The sequence below is a fragment of the Acidisoma silvae genome (genome assembly GCF_020618775.1).
GTDB classification, from domain to species: Bacteria; Pseudomonadota; Alphaproteobacteria; order Acetobacterales; family Acetobacteraceae; genus Acidisoma; species Acidisoma silvae.
In genome coordinates this window covers 64,968-85,911 of sequence record NZ_JAESVB010000004.1, presented here as the reverse complement: position 1 = coordinate 85,911, position 20,944 = coordinate 64,968, and the positions used below count along the sequence as shown (strand labels likewise).

The following is a 20,944-nucleotide window of genomic DNA, read 5'->3' as shown; positions in this document are numbered from 1 at the left end:
GCCGTCACGGCCCCTATAGGTTCCGGCGTGTGGATACGCCCTCTCTCCGTCGCGGCTGGACGACCGGCGCTTGCGCCACCGCCGGCACGCGCGCGGCGGCAATGGCCCTGCTGACCGGCCAATTCCCCGACCCCTGCACCATCCGGCTGCCCGGCGGCCAGGAGGCCGCTTTCGCCCTGGCCGAGACCAGGCTGCTTCCAAACGCCGCCATGGCCGCTGTCGTCAAGGACGCTGGCGACGACCCTGATGTGACGCATGGCGCTCTGATCCGCGCGACGGTTTCCCGGGGCGATACGGGCAGCGGCATTCTGTTCCGGGCCGGCCCCGGCGTCGGTCAGGTGACCCTGCCCGGCCTGCCTATTCCGCCGGGCGAGCCCGCCATTAACCCGGTGCCGCGCCGCATGATGACGGAAGCGCTTGAAGCCGTTTCGACCGAAGCCGGTGTCGGCTGCGACTGGGTGGTGGACATCGGCGTCGATGACGGCGAAAGGCTCGCGGAAAAAACCCTCAATCCGCGACTGGGCATTCGCGGCGGCCTGTCCATCCTCGGCACGACGGGAATTGTGATTCCGTTTTCCTGCTCGGCCTGGATCGACAGCATTCATCGCGGCGTCGATGTAGCGCGCGCGCTGAATCTCTCCCATGTCGCGGCGGCGACCGGCCGCACGTCGGAGGAAGCCGTGCAGGCGCTGTACGGCCTGCCCGAACAGGCGCTGATCGATATGGGCGATTTCGCCGGCGGAACGCTGAAATATCTGAAGCGCCATCCCGTGCCGCGCGTCACCATCGCCGGCGGCCCGGCCAAGATGACCAAACTGGCGCAAGGGCGGCTGGACCTGCATTCCAAGCGCGGCGCGGTGGATGCCACTGAACTGGCCGCCATTGCGCGCGGCATTGGTGCGGATGCTGCGCTGACGGAGGCCATCGCGAACGCGAATACGACGCTCCATGCCTTTGAACTTGCGACAAACCTGCCGCTTGCCGCCGCTATCGCCGCCCGCGCCCATGCGGTCGCGCAGGATGTGCTGGGCGACGCGCCCATTGCCCTGGATATCGTGATCTTCGACCGCACCGGCCAAGTGATGGCGCGGCACGGTCAGTTGTCCTGACCGCGAAAGCGGCGGACGTAATCGAGGTTGTAGAGCGCGCTTTCGCGGAAGCCGGCCGGGTCTATCGCCGGCCCGACCAGCACCAGCGCCGTGCGCGCCACCGGATCAGCCTCATGCAACGCGACCAGCGTCGCCAAGCTGCCGCGCATGACACGCTCATCCGGCCAGGTGGCGCGGGCGACGATGGCGGCCGGGCAATCCGCGCCGTAATGGGGCGTCAGCGTCTCCACGATCTCACCCAGCCGATGGATCGCCAGATGAATGGCGAGGGTCGCCCCCGTCGCCGCGAAGGCCGCTAGTTTTTCACCCGGCGGCATGGGGCTGGCACGGCCGTCCATGCGGGTCAGAACCAGGCTTTGCGCCAGACCCGGCACCGTCAGTTCTCGCCCCAAGGCGGCGGCCGCGGCAGCGAAGGCCGGCACGCCCGGCACCATCACCCAGGGGATGCCTAAGCCATCCAGCCGCCGGGTCTGCTCGGCGACGGCACTGTAGAGGGACAGATCACCGGAATGCAGCCGCGCGACGTCCTGCCCGGCAGCATTGGCCGCCGCATATTCGGCCGTAATCTGATCCAGGTTCATCGGCGCGGTATCGATCAGCCTTGCCCCATCCGGGCAATGGACCAGCATGTCACGCGGCACGATGGACCCGGCATAGAGGCAGACCGGGCAGCGGGCCAGGATATCCCGCCCGCGCAGCGTCAGCAGGTCCGCTGCGCCCGGTCCGGCACCGATGAAATAGACCGTCAATGCACGCGCCCTTCCGCCAGCGCGCAGGTGACGCCGCCAGCCGAAATGCGCGGCAGAACCAGCCGGCCGGACGGGCCGGTCGCGGCCAGCGCCGCCGCCTCGGCGACGGAGGCAAGCCCGACCTCGGCCTCGGCCCGGCGGGATCGTGTCAGGCAGCGCCCCTGCTCCCCCTTGAGGTCCGATTTGGCGATCCAGAGGATGGTCAGGCCCAGGGTTTCGGCGGCTTCCAGAATGCCGGCCTCGGCATTGCGGAATTCCGGCACAGCCAGCAGATCCGGCCTCTCGAAACCCAGTTCGGCGGCATCCTCCAGCAACTGGATGATAGCTTCGGCGGAAATGCCGGTGCGGCAGCCAATGCCCGCAACAATCATGGTTTTACCGCCCGATATTGCAGTACGGTCCGTGCCGGCGCGAAGCCCTGCATCGTCCCCAAAGGTTCCAGCCGCTCGATGCCGATGCGCGTCAGCCGGCCGCCCCAGCGCGCGTGCAGATCCAGCACCGCGCGCTCGGTCTCCAGCGTCACGGCATTGACGACAAGCCGGCCGCCGGATTTCAAAGCCGACCAGCAAAGTTCTGTTATTGCGGGATTTGCGGCGCCACCGCCGATGAAGACCGCATCCGGCACCGGAAAGCCGTCCAGCGCGTCCGGCGCTTGCCCCTGCCGCACGATCAAAGCAGGCACCCCCAGGTTTTGGGCATTGCGGGTGATGCGCGCGGCACGATCGGCCCGCGCCTCGATGGCGATGCTGCGATTGGCGGGGTGGCGCAGCATCCATTCGATGCCGATGGAGCCCGAACCTGCGCCGATATCCCATAGCAATTCGCCGCGCCGGGGGGCGAGCGAAGCGATGGTCAGCGCCCGCACTTCCCGCTTGGTGATCTGCCCGTCCGTCTCGAACCAGTCCTCATCCAGACCGGGGCTGAGCGGCAAGGCAGGACCGCCCGCGACGTCCAAAGCCATCAGGTTGAGCGCGGACACCGCATCATGAATACCGCGTGACGCCTTGAAACTGAAGGAATCCTCCTGCGGTCCGCCGATCTGTTCCAACACCCGGATGGTGGTATCGCCGAAACCCCAGCGCGTCAGCAGCGCGGCCAGAGCCGAAGGCGTGCCGGCATCGGCCGATAGCGCCAGGATGCGGGATTTTGGCTGAAGCAATGGGCGAATGGCTTCCAGCGGCCGGCCGCAAAAGGAAATGGTCGCGACTTCCTGCAAAGCCCAGCCCAGCCGGCTGGCGGCCAGGCTGAAGGCGGACGGCGCGGGAATGGTGCGGATTTCGCCGATGGGAATTTGTTTGGCGAGCAGCGAGCCCATGCCGAAGCAAAAGGGATCGCCCGAGGCCAGCACCACCGCCCGGCGCGGATGCCAGGACGCGATGATCGGCACGGCATCCGTGATCGGGCTCGGCCAGGTATAGGCCTCGGTCTCGCCGATCAGGGAGGCCGCCAGATTGAGATGCCGCTCACCGCCCGCCACGATCTGCGCCTGGGTCAGCGCCGCGCGGCCGGCAGCCGTCAGCCCCTCGACACCGTCCTCGCCGATGCCGACAATCGTCAGCCATGGCACACGGCTTACCATTGCGGGTTCTTATCCTGGGCGGCACGACCGAGGCATCCGGTCTTGCCCGGCTGCTGGCGGTGCAGGAATGGGTTGCCCCGGTCCTGTCCTTCGCCGGGCGCACCGCCTCTCCGGTTCTGCCGCCCATTCCGCATCGCATCGGCGGTTTCGGCGGCGTGGCCGGTCTGGACGATTATCTCCGCGCCGAAAGCGTCGATCTGCTGATCGACGCGACCCATCCTTTCGCGAACCAGATATCCACCAATGCCGCACAAGCCTCTGAGATTGCGGGAATTCCAAGGCTGGTTCTTCAGCGCAGCGGCTGGCAGCCCGTACCCGGCGACGACTGGCGCATGGTGACCAGCGTCACCGAGGCAGCGCGCGCCATCGGCGCCAAAGCGCAGCGCGTCTTCCTCACCATCGGCCGGCAGGATCTGCTGCCCTTCCGCGATCTGGCGCCGCAGCATGACTATCTGATTCGCAGTGTCGATACGCCCGACCCCGCGCTGCTGCCGCCGCATGCGGAGATTGTCACCGGACGCGGCCCCTTCGATGCCGAGGCCGAACGCGCCCTGTTGAAAATCAAGCAAAGTCAGATCGTTGTGACGAAAAATTCGGGCGGCGCGGATGGCAAGCTGGAGGCGGCCCGCGCGCTGGGCCTGCCCGTGATCATGGTCGCGCGGCAAGCGCCGCCACCGGGCGAGACAGTTGAAACCCCGGCCGAGGCGCTGGCCTGGATCAGCGCTCATGCCGGTCGCGCCCCAGCCGAACGCGGCCCGGTCGATCGCGGCCCGGCCGAACGCGGGGCATAGACCCAGTCGCTCAAACCATCGCCACGCGCGATGCGCCGCGTTTCGGCCGTGCCGATAAGGACCATGGTCCGCATATCGGCGCGGTCCGGTTCGGCCGCCGCTTCCGCCAGCGTCAGAATCTCGATCCGCTCATCCGGCCGCGTGACGGCGGAAGCGAAAATAACGGGCGTCTCTAGCGGCAGAATGTCGCGGAGTGCCGTCAAAGCAGCACCCAATTGCCAGGGCCGCGCGCGGGAGATGGGATTGTAGAGAGCGAGCGCGAAACCGGCCGAGGCCGCCGCGCGCAGCCGGTGCAAAACCAGCTCCCAGGGCTTCAGATTGTCAGAGAGCGAGACGACCGCGAAATCATGGCCCAGCGGCGCGCCGACGCGGGCGGCAGCGGCCAGCATGGCGGAAATGCCGGGCAGAACCTGAATATCCAGCGCCTGCCACGCGGCCGGGCCGTGCTCGATCGCCTCAAACACCGCGCTGGCCATGGCGAAAACGCCGGGGTCACCGCCCGAGACGACGGCCACCTGCCCGCCTGCCGCCGCGCAAGCGAGCGCCGCCTGGGCGCGGGCGATCTCCTCCCGATTGTCGGACGCGTGGCGCATCAGGCCGGGCCGCTCCGGCACGCGGGCGACATAAGGGAAATAGCCGAAGACATCGGTGCAGCGGGCGAGTGCGGCCGTGACTTCCGGCGTCACCAGCGCCGCATCGCCCGGCCCGAGGCCGATGACGAACAGCGCGCCGGGCAGTTTGTTGCTCATCGCTGACCTTGGCGGCCGGGGACGAGGATCATGGAGAAATAGGGCGCCGCGCCGTCCGCGATCTCGGCCAGCGGCAGAATGCGGCTATCGGCCATGGTGCCGCGCTCGACATAGATGGCGCGCTCGGCCCGTCCCTGCGCCGCCAGCACGCGGCGGACCTTCGCCAGATTGCGGCCCAGCTTCATGATGACGGCGGCATCCGTGCGCGCGAGTGCCGCCATCAGCTCGTCTTCCGGCAGGGTGCCGGGCACGACGGACAGCACGTCATCGCCATGGGTCATCGGCGCCTGCGCCTGAGCCCAGCAGCCGGTCATGCCCAGCACGCCGGGCACCACCTCCATGGGGAAACGCTCACGCAGGCGGTCAAACAGATACATGGACGAGCCATAGAAAAAGGGATCGCCCTCACACAGCAGCGCCACGTCCTGGCCCGCCGCCAGACGCGCGCCGATGGCCTCGGCCGCATGATCGTAGCAGCCGGTCATGGCGTCGATATAGCGGCCGTCGGTATGGGGGATTTCGACCGTCACCGGATAGTCGAAGCGCAATTCCTCCACACCCTCGCGCAGATAGCTGCTCGCGATGCTGCGGGCATGGCCCTGGCGGCCGACCTTGGCGAAGAAGGCGATAACCGGTACCTGGCCCAGAATGCGCGCGGCCTTGACGGTGATCAGATCCGGGTCGCCCGGCCCCATGCCGAGCGTGATGAGACGACCGCTCATCACTCGGCGTCGCTCGCCAGCGCATTGACGGCCGAAACCGCCATGGCGCTGCCGCCGCGCCGGCCTTCGACGATCAGATAAGGCAGGCGGCCATCGGCCCTGAGCGCTTCCTTGGATTCCGCCGCGCCGACGAAACCGACCGGCAGGCCGATGACGGCGGCGGGCATCGGCGCGCCGGCATCGAGCAGTTCCAGCAGATGAAACAAGGCCGTGGGCGCATTGCCGATGGCGACGACCGCGCCGCGCAGCCTGTCGCCCCAAAGGTCGAGCGCCGCCGCCGACCGGGTATTGCCGATGCGCTTGGCAAGCGCCGGCGTTTCCGGCGCGTCCAGCGTGCAGATCACCTCGTTATTCGCCGGCAGGCGCGCACGGGTAATGCCATGCGCCACCATCTTGGAATCGCAGAGGATCGGCGCGCCGGCCAGCAGCGCGGCGCGGCCGGCCGCCGCGAAGCCGCCGCCGAAATGGATGGCGTCCGCCACTTCCACCATGCCGCATCCATGGATCATGCGCACAGCGATGCGGCTTTCTGCATCCGAAAAACGGGACAGATTGCTTTCGGCCCGGATGATGGCGAAGGAGCGTTCATAGATGGCAGCGCCATCGCGGATGTAATCGTCGCGGTCGGTCATGACGGCAGGCTGTGCATCACCGCAGCGATTTGCGCCAGTGTTTGCGCCAAGGTCAGATGACATTTCGCGGGCATATCGGCGGTGCCGCCGTCATGCACGAGGTCGAAGAGGCCGTCGCGGCCGATGAGCGTCAGCGGCGCCTTGCCAGGATGGGCGCAGCCTTTGGCGCAGCCCGAAAGGTGGATGAGCGAATCGCTGGCCCGGCGGTGCTGCGCCAGCATCGCCGCCGCCATGTGGGTTTCGACTTCGCCCCGCGCGCAGGCGGGCTGGCCCGCGCAAGTCACGATGGACAGCCGCCCGTCATCGGCGGTGGTGATGAAGCCGAGGCTTTGCGCTGAGGCCAGAAGCCCGGTCGCGTCACCTGACCTGACGCCCGCGATGCACAGGCTTTTCCAGGGCGTCGGGCGCAGATGGCCGTCGCCATGGGTTTGCGCCAGACGCGCCAGGCCGCCGAAGGCGGCGGCGGTCATCTGGCCGAAGGCCGGCGCGACCAGGGCAAAGCTATCGGCGTGATAACCGGGTTTGGGGGCGGCGCCGGCGCGCGTGATGACGCGGGCCGTCTGTCCCGCCAGGGCCTGAATCCGTGCGGCAATATCGCCGGGCGCGCAGGCTTCGCCATTCATCTGCCAGCCGCTTTCGCGATAACGGATGGTGATGTCCAGGCCGATGCCGGTCAGCGGCAACGCCCCACCGCCATCGAGGACGATGCCGAATTTGGGCGCGAGCGCCATGTCATGAAGGGCGTGGGTGACGGCGTTACCGATTTGCACCGTATCCGCCGCCATGGTGGGGTCCGCGCCCAGAAGCGGGGAGACCAGCAGCCGGCTACCCTCACCCGCCGCACCGCCCGCCGCTTCGATGGCGTCCGTAAAAGGCGCGATGGTGGCCGGTTGCAGGCCACGTATCTGGATATTGGCGCGGTTGGTGACTTCGATAATGCCATTGCCGAAGCGCGCGGCGGCCTCGGCCACGGCCAAGGCGAGGTCAGCCGAAATACAGCCCGCCTGCGGACGCACGCGGGCCAGCCAGCCGTCGCCCGATTCCATCGGCCGGAACAGGCTGGGGCACCAGCCCCGCACCATGTCCGGGGCCGTCATTCCGCTGCCTCGCTCATGAGCGCCGCGAGACTGTTGCGGCGAGGCCGCCAAAAACCTTCCGCCAGCGCGCGGTTGAAATGGCGGCGCATAGCGGCCAGCGCCGCCGGGTTTTCGGCCGCCAGAAAGGCCGATACCGCCTCGTCCCCCAGCGTCGCATCAAACAGCAGATCGAATTGCGCGTCGAAGCGGTCCGGCAGGGTGACGGCGAAGCCGGTCAGGCTTTCCGTCGCGCGGGCGATTTCGGCGGCGCCGCGATAGCCATGCCGCATCTGCCCGGCGATCCAGCGCGGATTGGCTGCCCGCCCGCGCACGACGCGGCGGATTTCCTCGGCCAGCAGTCTGGCCCTTGGCGCATCGGGGTTCGCCGTATCCAGGTGATAGAGCGCAGGCGATGCGCCCAGCATAGCGGCGGCGGCGGCGAAACCGCCCTCATGCGCCGCGTAATCGGGGCTTTCCAGCACGTCGGTTTCGGCATGGTCCTGGCCATGGACGAAGCCATCGGCCGCCGCGATGCGCGCGGCGAATTTTCCGTCCGTTCCGTCCAGAGCGGTCGATCCTGCCATATAGCCGCGCGCAATGTCCGCACGATTGGCCGCGAGATCGACGCCCGATCCATAGCGTCCGTCCTCCGGCGCAAAGACGCGCGCGCCGTGCTGGCCGGCGAGCGGATTGAGGTTCACCGGTTCTTCCCGGCCTGCCACCGCCCGCACCGCCTGATCAAATAAGGAAATCTGACCCGCGAAAGCGTCCCGGAACAGGCCGGAAATGCGCAAGCTGATATCGACGCGCGGCCGGTCAATCTCGGCCAGCGGCAAAACCTCGAAGCCGTTCACGCGGCCGGTGCCATTGTCCCACAGCGGACGCACGCCGAGCAGGATGAGGGCAAGCGCGAAATCCTCCCCGCCCGTGCGCATGGTGGCCGATCCCCAGAGGTCGATGACCAGAGCGCGCGGCCAATCCCCCTGTTCCTGACGATGGCGGGCGAGCAGCGCTTTCGCGGCCTTTTCGGCCAATTGCATGGCCGTGCGTGTCGGGATCAGGCGCGGATCGAAGGTGACGAGATTGCGGCCCGTGGGCAGCACGTCCGCTCGGCCGCGCGTCGGCGCGCCGGCGGCCCCTGGCGGGATGAAACGCCCGTCCAGAGCGGCCAGCAGAGCCGTCATTTCCGCCTCCGCGCAGGCATCGAGTTTTGCGGCCAAGGTGTCAGGCGCGATATCGGGGCTTGCCGCAACGAGCGCCGCCAGCAGACCGGCGCGCTGGGTTTCCGCCGGGGCCTGCCCGAAAACGTGCAGCCCGTCGCGGATCTGCATGTCCTTCACGTCGCAGAGATAGGCGTCGAGCTTGGCGAGTGCTGCGTCCTCGCCCTCCTCCTCCAGCCTTGCCCCGGCCTCTGCCAGCAGGCCGGTGGCGCGGGCTTCCGTCAGAATGTCCTTTTTCAGCTTGGCCGCGCGGCGACGGTCCAGCCCATCGGCGCTCGCGAATTCGTCGATCAGCCGCTCCAGCGTTTCGGCGCGGCCGGACAGGCCGGCGCGTTGCAGTGGCGGCGTCAGATGACCGATGGTCACCGCGCCCAGGCGGCGCTTGGCGGGCGCGGCCTCTCCGGGATTATTGACGATGAAGGGGTAGATCACCGGCAGGCCGCGCGTCAGCCGCAGCGGCCAGCAATCGGCGGACAGCGCCGCCGGCTTGCCCGGCAGCCATTCCAGCGTGCCATGCGTGCCGAGATGGATGATGGCATCCACGTCCCGGCGCAGGCCATCATAGAAGGAGATGTAATCGGCCGCAGGCGGCGCATCCGGGTCATGATAGGCCGTCTTGCGGTCGGCCGAGCCGGCACGATCCGGCTGCACGGCGATACGGATATTGCCGCGCGTCAGCACCTCTCTCCGGCCCAGCGCTGCCAAGTCCAGCGGCGCATCGCGTCCTGTTTCATACCCCACGTCCTTGAGACGGGACAAAATGGCTTCGATGCTGGCGATAGAGTCCAGCCCCACGGCATAGCCGAGCTCATGGCTGACAGGCCCTTCGGCGGCCGGATAGTCGGACAGGATGATGGCGACGCGCCGTGCGGCGGCGGGTGTTGCGGCGAGCCGCACCCAGCCCAAAGCACGGTCGGCCGCAAGGGCCACACCATACGCGTCCGGCATCAGCCGCGCCTGACCGCTCTCATCCCGTTCCTTGAAGGAAATCGCCGTCGTCAGCAGCCTGCCGTCCGCCTCCGGCAGGACCACCTGCATGGCGAGATCGGCCTGGGACAGGCCGCGCGCGGACGCATCCCAGGCGACACGCGACGAGCCCGCCTGCACGCATTGCAGAATGGGGCATCCCGCTGCCTCCAAAGGCGAAGGCGCCTCGCCCAGCCGCGCCGAAAATCCGGTCAGGTTCAGGATGACGGCTGGTTTCCATGCGATCAGCCAGTCCCGCACGAAAGCCGCCCCGGTCGGGCTTTTGAGGCTGTCGACATAAAGCGCGCGCACACCCAGACCGCGCGCCGCCAAAGCCTCGGCCAGCGCCGTGACCGGTGCCGTTTCACCGGCCAGAAGATGCGAGCGATAAAAAAGGATCACCGCGTCGGGCGCGCCTATCGGCTGGCCGAACAGGCCGCAGGCCGGCAGCGGTTGTGCTTCGCCGGGCTTATCCGTCCACAACCCAGCCGCATGAGCCGCGCCCTGCAAAGCGCGCGCGATATTGGCCACACCACTTTCGCGAAAGCAGCGGTCTATCGCCAGCCGTGCCTCGGCCGCCATGGTGGAGAGCGCGGCCAGTTTCGGGTCATCGCCCCTTCCGTCACCCGGCAGCACGGCCAGCGGAACACTGGCAGCCCGGCAGGTCGCGGCAATCTCCTCGATACCGTAGCGCCAGTAGTCGATGCCACCGAGTAGGCGGATGACGACGACCTTCGCTTGGCCGACAATTTGCTCGCACAGCAGATCGACCGAGAGCGGATGCAGGAAGCGGGAAATCCGCTCCAGCCGCAGGCTCGGGAAACCAGCGGGCAGCGGGGCCGCAGCGGCCGCACTCAGGTCGCTATCGGAAAAGGACAGGAACAGGATATCGGCGGGCGCGCCGCCGGGCTCCGTCGCCTGTTCGCCCTCCTCCAGCCCATGGCCTTCCCGAAACAGGATATGCATGGCGGTTCGGTTTCGCCCTCAGCCCTGGATGGCTTGGGTGATCGCCGCCTGATCCAGCCCCTTGCGGCCGATGACGACGATGCCGCCCGCCGTTTCACCCGGCGCCCAAGCGCGGTCATATTCATGGCGGAAACGGCTGCCGACGCCCTGCACCAGCAGGCGCAGCGGCTTGCCTTCCACCGCGACGAAACCCTTCATGCGCAGCACGTCATGCACCGCCGCCGTCTGCTGCAAGCGGGCAATCAGCGGCTCGGGCGCGCTTTGCGCTGGCAGCGGCACCACGAAGCTCTCCCAGTCATCATGCTCGTGATCGTCCAGCCCGTCATGATGGGACGGGCGGCTGGCCAGATCATCCTCGGCCGCGGCGCCAAGGCCCAGCAGGATGGCCGGGTCGATGCGGCTTTCCCGGCTGGGCAGCACCTTCACCGCGCGCGGCAATTGCGCCGCGATACCGGCGGCCAGACCCGCGATATCGCTTTCGGCCAGCAGATCGGTCTTGTTGAGCAGAACCAGATCGGCAGAACCGAGCTGATCCTCGAACACCTCGGCCAGCGGATTGTCATGGTCATAGGCCGGGTCTTCCGCCATCAGCCGGGCCACTTCCTCCGGGTCATCCGCGAAACGACCGGCGGCGACGGCCGGCCCGTCCACCAGCGCGATGACGCCATCGACGGTGACACGGCTGCGGATGGCGGGCCAGGTGAAGGCCTTCAGCAGGGGCTTGGGCAAAGCAAGGCCCGAGGTTTCGATGACGATATGCTCGGGCGGGTTGGGCCGATCCAGCAGCGCTTCCATGGCGGGCAGAAACTCGTCCGCGACGGTGCAGCACAGGCAGCCGTTGGAAAGCTCGACGATCTGATCCTCATCGCAGCCCTCGATGCCGCAGCCGGCAAGCACGCCGCCGTCGATGCCGAGGGAGCCGAATTCATTGACGATGACGGCGATGCGCCGGCCACCGGCATTTTGCAGCAAATGGCGCACCAGGGTGGTTTTACCGGCACCGAGGAAGCCGGTGATGATGGTGGCGGGAATGCGCGGGGTCATTGGGCAGTCTCCATGGCCGGGATACGCCCGACGACGACATTCTGGCGCAGGCTTTCCGGCCGGCGGCTGGGCAGCAGCGCGCCCGTTTCATGCGCCGCATAGGCACGGGCATAGGTGACGATATCGGCTGCCAGATCGGGGTTGAGGCGGCTGAGCAGATAGCCCCATTTGCCCGGCGCGGTGACGGCCAGGCTGCACCCCTCGCCGCAGCGCGCTAGGCATTTGACGCCCTGAAGCCTGAAAGGTTCCGTGTCGGTCATCAGCTCCGCCACGCGGTCATGCAGCGTGGCACCAGGACGCGGCTCATCCGGATGGCCGCAGGTCAGGCAGATATGGAGCGTGGTCGGGGGTGCGGCGTCGGTCGCCAAGGCGCGATCTCCAATCATTCCTGCATCCGGACGCCGGATGAAAACGGGGATGCGACCAGGGACACATGTCCTTGGTCCTGGGATCGCGGTCATGATCCAGGGCACCCCGCCCGGAAAGACCAGAGACGTCAGATGATGGCAGGTCTCCTGGCTCGCGGATCAGGCGCCTTCCCGTCTGCCTTCCCAGATGGCAATCCATCCAGTGGCCGGTGACGGAGGCTTTCCGCTTACAGTTGCGGGGGCAGCCGCGGCTTGGGACGAGACCCGATCCTCTCGGGCCGTCCGCACCGCATTCCCTTTTCATCCGCCGGCACGACCGAAGCCGTTTGGCGGAACCATCGCGAATGATCTAAGAGGCGCGGCCATGGCCCGTCAATCAGATAGCAGCGTGACCCTGATCCTCGGCGGTGCGCGATCCGGCAAGAGCCGTCATGGCGAAAGCCTCATCGCGGCCCTGCCCGCGCCGTGGACCTATATCGCGACGGCGGAGGCCTGGGACGAGGAGATGCGGACGCGCATTGCCGCCCATCGCGCCCGGCGCGACGACCGCTGGCGGACGGTGGACGCCCCCCTCGCCTTACCCGAAGCGCTGCGCGACGCGGGCGACGCGCCGGTTCTGGTCGATTGCCTGACGCTATGGCTGACCAACCTGATGCTGGCCGAGCGGGATGCGACGGCGGCGACCGACGATCTTCTGGCCAACCTTGCCGCCCGCGCCGCGCCGACCGTGCTGGTGGCGAACGAAGTGGGCCTCGGCATCGTGCCGGACCATAAGTTGGGGCGGGATTTTCGGGATGAAGCCGGCATCCTGCATCAACGCATCGCGGCCCAGGCCGACCGCGTGCTTTTCATGGTGGCCGGCCTGCCGATGGTGGTGAAATGACCGAACAATCCGACCACTCTGACGCCAATGCCGCCTGGGCGGCGAAAATGGCCCGCCGCAAAGCCGTGCAGGACGCGGAAGTGGCCAGCAAGACCATCGAGAAGGGTCTGCTCATGGTCCATACCGGTCCCGGCAAGGGCAAGACGACGGCCGCCATGGGCCTTGCCTTGCGGATGCTGGGCCGCGAGCGGCCGGTCGCCGTCGTGCAGTTCATCAAGGGCGCCTGGAGCACGGGGGAGCGCTTCGCCTTCCAGCGCTTCGACGATCTGCTGACCTGGCACAGCATGGGCGAAGGCTTCACCTGGGAAACGCAGGACCGCGCCCGCGATATCGCCGCCTGCCGGCGCGCCTGGGACGAGGCGCTGGCCCAGATGGCGCGGCCTGACCTGTCAATGCTCATCCTGGATGAGCTTTGCATCGCGCTGCGCTACGACTATCTGAGCGCTGACGAGGTTGTGGCCGCATTGCAGGCGCGCCGCGCGGATTTGCATGTGGTCGTCACCGGCCGCAACGCGCCGCCCGCCCTGCTGGAAGCGGCCGACCTCATCACCGAGATGCAGGCGACCCGTCATCCGTTCAAGGCCGGGGTCAAGGCGCAGGAAGGGATTGAGTTTTAACACTGTAACGCCGATTTTTTCGCGCGGTCCCGTCACGCATGCCCTGGCAAGGACTCCGTGACGGAAAAGCAATTTTGTGATTTGATCGGTATATGAACCCACCCCCTGATAGCGGGCTTCACTGGCTTGACCTGATCCACGCGCCTGTTTTCGTTCTCAACGTCGAAACCGGGCAGGTTCCCCGCGCCAATGCCGCCTTCTATCGCATCCTGCCGCCCGCTTCCCCCGTCGCGCCAGTCGCCTTGTCCGATCTGCTCGGCGACGGCGCGGCCCTTAGCCTGCTCGGCTTCATTGCCGCCATGCCTAGGGATGGCTCGCGCAGCACGCTGAGCCTGACCTGCCCGACGGCTAATGGGCCTTTGATGCTGATCATGCATCTCAAGCCCATGCCGGGGCAGCCGCATGTCTGGGTCATCACCGTCGATGACCGCACCTTGTTTTTCCAGGGCGGGGCGTCCGGCAATAGCGAAGATACGTTTCGCGGAATTATTCAGGAGCTACCGATCGGCATCGATATTCTCGATTCCTCGCTGAGCGCGGTCTTTTATAACCGCTATTCCGACAGCATCTATCTCTACGATTCCTATTATGACCTGGATATGACGGAATGGTTCGAGCGCGCCTTTCCCGCCCTTCATGACCGGGGTCGCGCACGCGTGGAATGGACCGACGCACTCGCGGCGCTGCAACACGATCCCGATCAACCGCAGACCATGGAATGGCGGGTCATGTGCCGGGACGGTGAATACCGCGTGTTACTAAACCGCGTCAGCAAAATCGGTAGCCATTACACGTTCATCTATTGGGATATCACTGAGCAGCGGCGGCTGGAGAATCAGCTTCGCACGCTGGCTATGACAGACACGCTGACAGGACTGCATAATCGCCGGCATTTTTTTGAAGCATCGGAAACGCTGCTGGCACAGGCCCGCGCTGAGCGTCTCGACCTTTGCCTGATCATTCTCGACATCGATCATTTCAAGCAGATCAACGATACAATGGGCCATCGTGCCGGGGATGATGCGTTGATCGTCGTCGCCGACCGATGCCGGGCGGCGCTGCGACCAGGCGATCTTCTGGCGCGCTTCGGCGGCGAGGAGTTTACGATCGTCCTGACGGATATCCCGTCCGACGAAGCCCAAGCCGTCGCCGAGCGCATTCGTGCCGCAATCGCGGATCAGCCGATCCTGCACGATCATGAGACGTTTTGCGTCACCGCCAGTATCGGCCTGGCGGCAGCCGAGCCGGGCATGGCCAGCATGGATCAGCTGGTCGAAAAAGCCGACAAGGCGCTATACGCGGCCAAGCGGGGCGGCCGTAACCGCGTGGTGGTGGCGGCCATACCCTGACGCGCCACCCTTGCCGTCAGAACCGCCAATCCGCGCGGATTGTGCCCATATTATTGACATAGGCGGGGCTGTAGGTGCCGTCATATTCCGCCTCCAAAGACAGATTATGCCAGGCGACCAGCTGCGCGCCGACCGCAAAATTACCGACCAAGGCAGGCGTAAAGGCATAGGTGGAGAATGACGCATCCGGCAGCCCCACGAAACTGCCTTCCTGCTGCCAGGTCGGGTCGATAAACCAGGTCATGCCGATATCGGCATAGAGACGCGCCACCAAATTTTTGTAGTCCAGGCGCTTGCCGATTTCGAAGGTGGGGGACAGATCCGGCACGACTTTGTCGGTTGCCTTGTAGCTGACGTCCAGAAAACTTCCGCCGCTTTCAGTGAAAGGCGTCATATGGGTGTAGGTCAGATCCACATCCATCATCGGCCGGATATACCAGTCCTTGAACGGAATATCGTATTCGGCGCGCAGGCGGCCGGTGCCGCGATTGAGCTCCTGCTGCGCCTGCGTCGTCAAAGTGCCGTCTTCCGTACCGGTTTCCGTGCGTGACAACGTGGTGCTTTGATTGCCGTAGCTGAGCGACCCCGCCAGCAACAGGCGGCTGGTCACGAAATGCTTGACCACAATACCGACGTCCAGCGTGTTGCTGCTGGCTTCGCTGTTATCGGCGGAATCCGCACTCCAGCTTTGGCCTGGCGCGATGGCGCCGCCGATGAACCAGCCGGGCGCGAACTGCTTTTCCCCGCCCAGTTCCACCGCATAGCTGGAGCCGTGATAGCCGGAACCGCCGGCATTGCCCGCCATCGTCGATGCGGAGGCGATATTGCGCAGATAGACGCAATCCTGCTCGTTCAGCAGCGTGGTGTCTTCCACGAAGACCGGACAACTGTGCAGCGTCTTCTGGAACTGCAAAGCGGAAAAGAGCATCGCCATGGCGGGAACCGCTGCCTGCTCATCATCCGACATCGACAGCGTATGAGCATAGGTCTCGGGATCCGTGATATTGCCGAGATAGGTGAAGACCTGACTATAGTCGTCCAGGTTGCCCGCATCCCATGCGCCTTGCAGGGCCTGCGCGACGGACTTCATATTGTCCGTCACATCCGGCAGGGATGATACGGATTGAGGCATGAAATTCGCCTGCGTTATCTTCACGCCTTCCGCGTTGCTGCCGGTATTGACCAGACCGTAGGTCAGGGCGACGGTCGGCGATGCCATAAAAGCGCTATTCACGCTCAGGCTTTGCGCTGTCACCACCGATACGGCCGGCATATCCGCAGGGTTGAAAGCCGATGGCAGGTCGATAAGATTGACTGCAATCTGACCGCTGTTGAGCTGCGCCGCGCCGCTCACGTTCAGCAGATCGGATTGCAAAGTGTCGTAATCGACATCCGCGCCGATGGTGCCGCCGCTATTGACGAAGTTGCCGGTGACGTTGGTGGTGCCGATGACGTCGCTCTGGGCGATGTTGAGCCTGCCACGGTTGGTAACCAACCCGGCCGCACCGACATCAAGCACGTCTCCGGCATTGAGGACACCACCGGTCAGGATATTGACCGCGTTGCTTTCCCCTGCCTTGCCGCCATCGAGGTCGATGCTGCCGGTGATGGTGCCCGCGTCATTCACGGTGTCATTGCCGAAACTCGCCTGAACGGCATTGCCGGACAAGGCGCTGAGGTCGCCGTCCGCGCCGATGGTCAGCGTGTTCGTGGCACCACCGTCGATCAGAACGCCGACGCCGGTGCCGTCGCCGCCGACCAGGGTGCCGTCCCAGTTGATGGTGATATTGCCGCCGGCCTTGGACGGATCAAGCGATCCATCCGCCTTCTGCATGCCGCTTTGCGCGATGATGGCGGAAGCATCGTCGCCCAGCGTCACGATGCTGCCGCGGCCGTCGACGGTGATGGCGCCACCCGTGCCGCCCGTGCCGGTGCGCGAGGCCGAGCTGTTTTCCGCCACCACGACAGGACCGATGGCATTGGTGACCAAACCGCCACCGCCGCCCAGGCTTTGCAGATACAGGCCGTCGGCCTGCGCACCCATCGTCAGGATATCGGCATCGGCCCCCACTGCAACCGCAATGGCACTGCCATTGCCACTGGCAGCCGTGCTGGAGACGGTCGATGTCAGCCAGGATGCCGTGCCGCCATAACCACCGCCACCCCCCACAGACTGCGCGACGACGCCGATGGAGCCGTCACCGAGCGTCAGCAGGTCCGACGCACCGGACAGATTGACCGTGACGACGCCGCCATTGCCACTGGCGCCCGTTGCCCCCAACTTCGCCACCATGCTCGTCAGAGAGGCAAGGTTGCTGTTCAGCGCCGCGCCGCCGCCGCCGCCGATTGACTGCGCCAGAATGCCGAAAGATGCGGCGCCGGCCGTCACGATCAATCCGTCATTTTCAATGCTGACGGTGCTGCCGCTGCCGCCGCCACCGCCACTGCCGCCAATGACGTCGGCAAAGGCCAAGGACGGCGTCAGACTGATCTCGGTCGTCGATTGCGCCGTGCCGCTTTGACCGGCGGTATCGTCGCTGACATCCGGCGTGCCTTCCAGCAGGCTGACGCCGCCGCCGCCGCCAATGCTTTGCGCCATGATGGCCTGGGATTGATCACCCAAGGTTTCGATGACGCCGCTATTGATGGCACTGACCGTGCCGGCATTCTGGGAGGATCCACCCGAACCGCCGACCTGAAGGGCTTTGCTCAGGCTCAGACCTTTCGCACTGCCCGACGATGCGCCGCCGATACCGCCGCCGCCACCCACGCTTTGCGCCAGAATTCCCTGCGACAGACTGCCGAGCGTCGTGATGTCGCCCGCATTCGTGACGGCAACATCGCCGCCGACACCGCCGGAACCACCCGTGCCGCCCACGGATAAGCCGACGTTAATCGCATTGCCCTGGTTGAGCGCACCATTGCCGCCGACGCCGCCACCACCACCGATGCTTTGCGCCAGAATGCCGTCCGACTGGTCACCATAGACGAGAATGCTGCCATCATTGGCGACCGTTACGTTCCCGCCATTGCCGCCACTACCGCCGGTTCCACCGACACCGACATTGAGCCCGACATCGACCGGAATCGTCACGCCAGCGGCAGAAACTTTATCGACGAGCGCCGACGAAAGACCGCTTCTTGTCGCCTCGCTCGCATCGTTCAGGCTTTTAATCCATTTATTGTAGTCAGCGAGGTAGCTGCCCTTCGTTCCGCCCACGAGGGTGACCGCTTTGCTGAGCACATAGTCGATACCTTCGACGCCCTTCGCCGCCAGCGCCTTGGTAACCACCTTATAGCCGCTCTTGGTATAATTGATAAGCTTCGTGTATTTAACGCCCGCTTTCGTTATCGTGGCGCTGTCGGTTTTGAATTTGACCGCGACCGTGGAAGACGCGGTGCTGGTAACGCCCTGACTGCCGGCGGAACCGCCGCCGCCGCCGATCGACTGTGCGACAATGCCGGACGAGCCGTTTTCCGCCGTGTCGATAACCCCGCTCGCGGCATTTTCCACGGTCACCGTGCCGCCGTTGCCGCCAAGGCCGCCCGACCCACCGACGGTCACATTCAGGTCCAACGATACATCACTACTTGCTTTGGACGCAGAACCGGTACTGCCGACGCCTTCGGCGGTGCCGCCGCCCCCGCCAATCGACTGTGCGAAAATGCCGGTCGAATTCAGGCTTGTCGTTTGGATCGTGCCGCTATTGGTCACGGTCACGGCGCCGCCGGACCCACCATCGCCACCACTGCCGCCAACCGCGAAGTTAAGCGCGACCGTGAGGCCGGAATCCAAGGACGAGGTGAGGGACGACGTGTACGTATCGAGCAGCACGGTTCCGGCATTGCTGCCCCACAGCGCATTGGCCAAATCCGTCGAAATGCCGAATCCCGTTCCGGTCTTGGCGGTGGCAACACCGCCGTCGCCGCCGCCGCCGCCCACGCTTTGCGCCGTGATACCGTTGGAAAATGCGCCGGTCGTCAGAAGCTGGCCTTCGTTGACGACACTCACATTGCCGCTGACACCGCCACTGCCCCCTGACCCGCCCACGGCCGTGGAAACGCCGAAAGCGCCGTCCAGTCCGACAAGTTGCGTCGATGCGGCGGTCGCACCGCCATTGCCGCCGCCACCGCCGATTGATTGCGCAAATATGGCCGCCGCCTGCTGGCCGCTGGTGCTGATGGCGCCAAGATTGGCAACCGTCACATCGCCGCCATTGCCGCCCAAACCGCCGGAGCCGCCAACGGCAACCGTGATGCCGATGGTGGGCAATTCGGCCCCCACGGAAACGGCCGTCGCGGTTGCCGACCCGCCATTGCCGCCGCCGCCACCCACGCTCTGCGCCAGAATGCCATTGGCATAATTGCCGCTGGTGGAAATCGTGGCGAGATTGCCGACATCCACTTCCCCGCCAGTGCCGCCCTGCCCACCCTTGCCGCCGATGGAGACACTGGCGTCGAACAATGCGCCGGCCGACAAAGACCAGGCGGCACCGCCCGTGCCGCCGCCGCCGCCCACGCTTTGCGCGAAAATACCGGTCGCCGAGGCCCCCGTGGTCGTGATGGTCGGTTCATTGGTCAAAGTGACGTTGGAGAGCGTGTCTGGCAGCGTCCATCCGGCATAAGGCAGGACCGTGACGCTACCGCCATTGCCGCCGCCGCCGCCATTGGCCGCCGATGCGCTGCTGAAAAAGAGACCGAGCGAGGTCGCACCACCGCCCGCACCGCCGACGCCGCCCACGCTTTGCGCCAGGATGCCGTACGCATTGGTGCCGGCGGTGGCAATGCTGCCGCTGTTATAGACGGCGACCGTGCCGCCATCGGCCCCTTGCCCGCCCTTGCCCGGGAAGGCGCCAAACAAGGTTGAGCCACCCGCACCACCGCCTCCGGCGGCGGTTGCACTGCCGGGCGCCGCGGTCTGGAAGCTGGAATAGAGCGTGCCGCCGCCGGTGCTGTCCGCGACGATGCCCGCAGAGCCGGTGCCGGACGTGGTGATGGACCCGGTATTGGTAACGGTGACGCTGCCGCCGCTGCCCGCCTCGCCCCCATCGCCACCGATGCCGAAAAGGCTACCGGCACCCTTGCCGCCATTGCCGCCAGCCGATTGCGCGACGATGCCGAAACTATAGTTGCCCGTGGTGCGGATCGTGCCGTTCTGATAGGCGACGACCGTCCCACCATTGCCGCCCTTGCCGCCCGTCTGCGCCCCCGAAGAGACGGCCTGCACGCCGCCATTGCCGCCGACGCTCGCCAGATAGACGGCACTCGAACTCGCGCCCGTCGTGGTGATGGTGCCGTTATTGGTGAAGGTCACCGCACCGCCATTGCCGCCCTGGGAAACGTCGGCGCTCGCGAATGACGCATCCCGCGCCACGCCCGCGCCGCCGACCGACTGCGCATAGACGCCGATCGCATTCGAGCCGCTGGTGCTGATGACACCGGTCGGCCCGATCGTAACCGTCACCGCGCCGCCATTGCCGCCGGGCGATGCCGCCGGCACCGAAGTGCCGCCCGTGCCCGCCGCGCCGCCCACGGACCTTGCCCAGAGCGCCGCATAGTAATTGCTGACGGTCGTGGCCGTGCCGGTGACCGTCACGGTCACCGTGCCGCCCGCGCCACCGGCCCCCGCGGCGGTGCTGTTAGTTCCTCCCGCGCCGCCTAGCGACAGAACCGATACCAGCGCCGCTATGGCCGTGTCGTTGCCAAGCCGCGTCCCCCCGGCATTGCCGCTGAGGGTCAGCGTGACCGCGCCGCCATTGCCGCCACGGGTGCCGGAACTGGAGCCGGTGCCGCCGGTCGAACTGAGAGAAACGGCCGCGTTAAAATTTCTGGCGACCAGGGTCGTCTTGTCGTACGACTTGGTAATGGACGCGCCCGGCGATCCCGGGAACGACCCGGTGCCGTTGGCGCCCTTATTGCTTTCGCTCAGAACCTGAGCCATCGCGGCGGAGGCTGGCACGCCGATGGCGAAGACCGGCACGAGGCAGGTAAAGGCCCGCAGGCTTTGCAGCAATACCCGGCGGTCCCTGCCCATCACGCGCACTCCATTCCCGCTTCGAAGCGATGGGGACATTCGCGCCCCAAGGCTCCGCATTCAACGCACGGCTACTTGATTTAACAAAGA

16 protein-coding genes and 1 riboswitch are annotated in these 20,944 nt (G+C 66.3%); of the genes, 5 read left to right on the top strand and 11 right to left on the bottom strand.

Annotation, left to right across the window (positions count from 1 at the left end; genetic code table 11):
• Positions 1–29 precede the first annotated feature (29 nt).
• A complete protein-coding gene (locus ASILVAE211_RS10975; RefSeq protein WP_227321362.1) occupies positions 30–1,109 on the top strand; it encodes a cobalt-precorrin-5B (C(1))-methyltransferase in 1,080 nt (359 codons plus the stop codon).
• On the opposite strand, the gene cobM is transcribed toward ASILVAE211_RS10975, so the two are convergent.
• The 3 genes from cobM to cbiE are packed head-to-tail and all read right to left on the bottom strand — an operon-like array spanning position 1,097 to position 3,437.
• Complete coding sequence (gene cobM, locus ASILVAE211_RS10970) at positions 1,097–1,858, bottom strand: precorrin-4 C(11)-methyltransferase (protein ID WP_227321361.1); 762 nt, start codon at positions 1,856–1,858, stop codon at positions 1,097–1,099. The genes ASILVAE211_RS10975 and cobM overlap by 13 nt on opposite strands.
• Positions 1,855–2,229, bottom strand: a complete 375-nt coding sequence (locus ASILVAE211_RS10965; protein WP_227321360.1) for a cobalamin biosynthesis protein — start codon at positions 2,227–2,229, stop codon at positions 1,855–1,857. The genes cobM and ASILVAE211_RS10965 overlap by 4 nt, the downstream gene beginning before the upstream one ends.
• Positions 2,226–3,437: a precorrin-6y C5,15-methyltransferase (decarboxylating) subunit CbiE gene (cbiE, locus tag ASILVAE211_RS10960; protein ID WP_227321359.1), complete on the bottom strand. Its 1,212-nt coding sequence runs from the start codon at positions 3,435–3,437 to the stop codon at positions 2,226–2,228. The genes ASILVAE211_RS10965 and cbiE overlap by 4 nt, the downstream gene beginning before the upstream one ends.
• Between cbiE and ASILVAE211_RS10955 the strand changes: the two genes are divergently transcribed.
• A complete protein-coding gene (locus tag ASILVAE211_RS10955; RefSeq protein WP_227321358.1) occupies positions 3,437–4,228 on the top strand; it encodes a cobalt-precorrin-6A reductase in 792 nt (263 codons plus the stop codon). The genes cbiE and ASILVAE211_RS10955 overlap by 1 nt on opposite strands.
• Here the strand turns inward: ASILVAE211_RS10955 and cobJ are convergent.
• The 7 genes from cobJ to ASILVAE211_RS10920 are packed head-to-tail and all read right to left on the bottom strand — an operon-like array spanning position 4,162 to position 11,989.
• On the bottom strand, positions 4,162–4,977 hold the full coding sequence (cobJ, locus tag ASILVAE211_RS10950) for a precorrin-3B C(17)-methyltransferase (protein ID WP_227321357.1): 816 nt from the start codon (positions 4,975–4,977) through the stop codon (positions 4,162–4,164). The genes ASILVAE211_RS10955 and cobJ overlap by 67 nt on opposite strands.
• The gene (locus tag ASILVAE211_RS10945; protein ID WP_227321356.1) at positions 4,974–5,699 is read right to left on the bottom strand and encodes a precorrin-2 C(20)-methyltransferase; all 726 of its coding nucleotides are present in this window, start codon (positions 5,697–5,699) and stop codon (positions 4,974–4,976) included. Before ASILVAE211_RS10945 ends, cobJ begins: the two co-directional genes overlap by 4 nt.
• Entirely contained in the window at positions 5,699–6,331 is a 633-nt protein-coding gene (locus ASILVAE211_RS10940; protein ID WP_227321355.1) for a precorrin-8X methylmutase, read from the bottom strand. The genes ASILVAE211_RS10945 and ASILVAE211_RS10940 overlap by 1 nt, the downstream gene beginning before the upstream one ends.
• Complete coding sequence (locus tag ASILVAE211_RS10935; protein WP_227321354.1) at positions 6,328–7,428, bottom strand: hypothetical protein; 1,101 nt, start codon at positions 7,426–7,428, stop codon at positions 6,328–6,330. The genes ASILVAE211_RS10940 and ASILVAE211_RS10935 overlap by 4 nt, the downstream gene beginning before the upstream one ends.
• Complete coding sequence (locus ASILVAE211_RS10930) at positions 7,425–10,559, bottom strand: cobaltochelatase subunit CobN (protein ID WP_227321353.1); 3,135 nt, start codon at positions 10,557–10,559, stop codon at positions 7,425–7,427. The genes ASILVAE211_RS10935 and ASILVAE211_RS10930 overlap by 4 nt, the downstream gene beginning before the upstream one ends.
• 18 nt (positions 10,560–10,577) lie before the next feature.
• Entirely contained in the window at positions 10,578–11,603 is a 1,026-nt protein-coding gene (cobW, locus tag ASILVAE211_RS10925; RefSeq protein WP_227321352.1) for a cobalamin biosynthesis protein CobW, read from the bottom strand.
• The gene (locus ASILVAE211_RS10920; protein WP_227321351.1) at positions 11,600–11,989 is read right to left on the bottom strand and encodes a DUF1636 family protein; all 390 of its coding nucleotides are present in this window, start codon (positions 11,987–11,989) and stop codon (positions 11,600–11,602) included. Before ASILVAE211_RS10920 ends, cobW begins: the two co-directional genes overlap by 4 nt.
• A gap of 102 nt (positions 11,990–12,091) precedes the next feature.
• Positions 12,092–12,326, bottom strand: a riboswitch (cobalamin riboswitch).
• Positions 12,327–12,335: 9 nt separating this feature from the next.
• Here ASILVAE211_RS10920 and cobU point away from each other — a divergent pair.
• From cobU to ASILVAE211_RS10905, 3 genes are all read left to right on the top strand, one after another.
• Positions 12,336–12,854, top strand: coding sequence for a bifunctional adenosylcobinamide kinase/adenosylcobinamide-phosphate guanylyltransferase (cobU, locus tag ASILVAE211_RS10915; RefSeq protein WP_227321350.1), 519 nt, complete (start codon positions 12,336–12,338; stop codon positions 12,852–12,854).
• The gene (cobO, locus tag ASILVAE211_RS10910) at positions 12,851–13,471 is read left to right on the top strand and encodes a cob(I)yrinic acid a,c-diamide adenosyltransferase (protein WP_227321349.1); all 621 of its coding nucleotides are present in this window, start codon (positions 12,851–12,853) and stop codon (positions 13,469–13,471) included. The genes cobU and cobO overlap by 4 nt, the downstream gene beginning before the upstream one ends.
• Before the next feature lie 92 nt (positions 13,472–13,563).
• Positions 13,564–14,820 (top strand): GGDEF domain-containing protein, encoded by a 1,257-nt coding sequence (locus ASILVAE211_RS10905; RefSeq protein WP_227321348.1) that lies wholly within the window; start codon positions 13,564–13,566, stop codon positions 14,818–14,820.
• A 16-nt stretch (positions 14,821–14,836) separates the two neighbouring features.
• Here ASILVAE211_RS10905 and ASILVAE211_RS10900 read toward each other — a convergent pair whose 3' ends face one another.
• Entirely contained in the window at positions 14,837–20,857 is a 6,021-nt protein-coding gene (locus ASILVAE211_RS10900) for an autotransporter outer membrane beta-barrel domain-containing protein (protein WP_227321347.1), read from the bottom strand.
• Positions 20,858–20,944 lie beyond the last annotated feature (87 nt).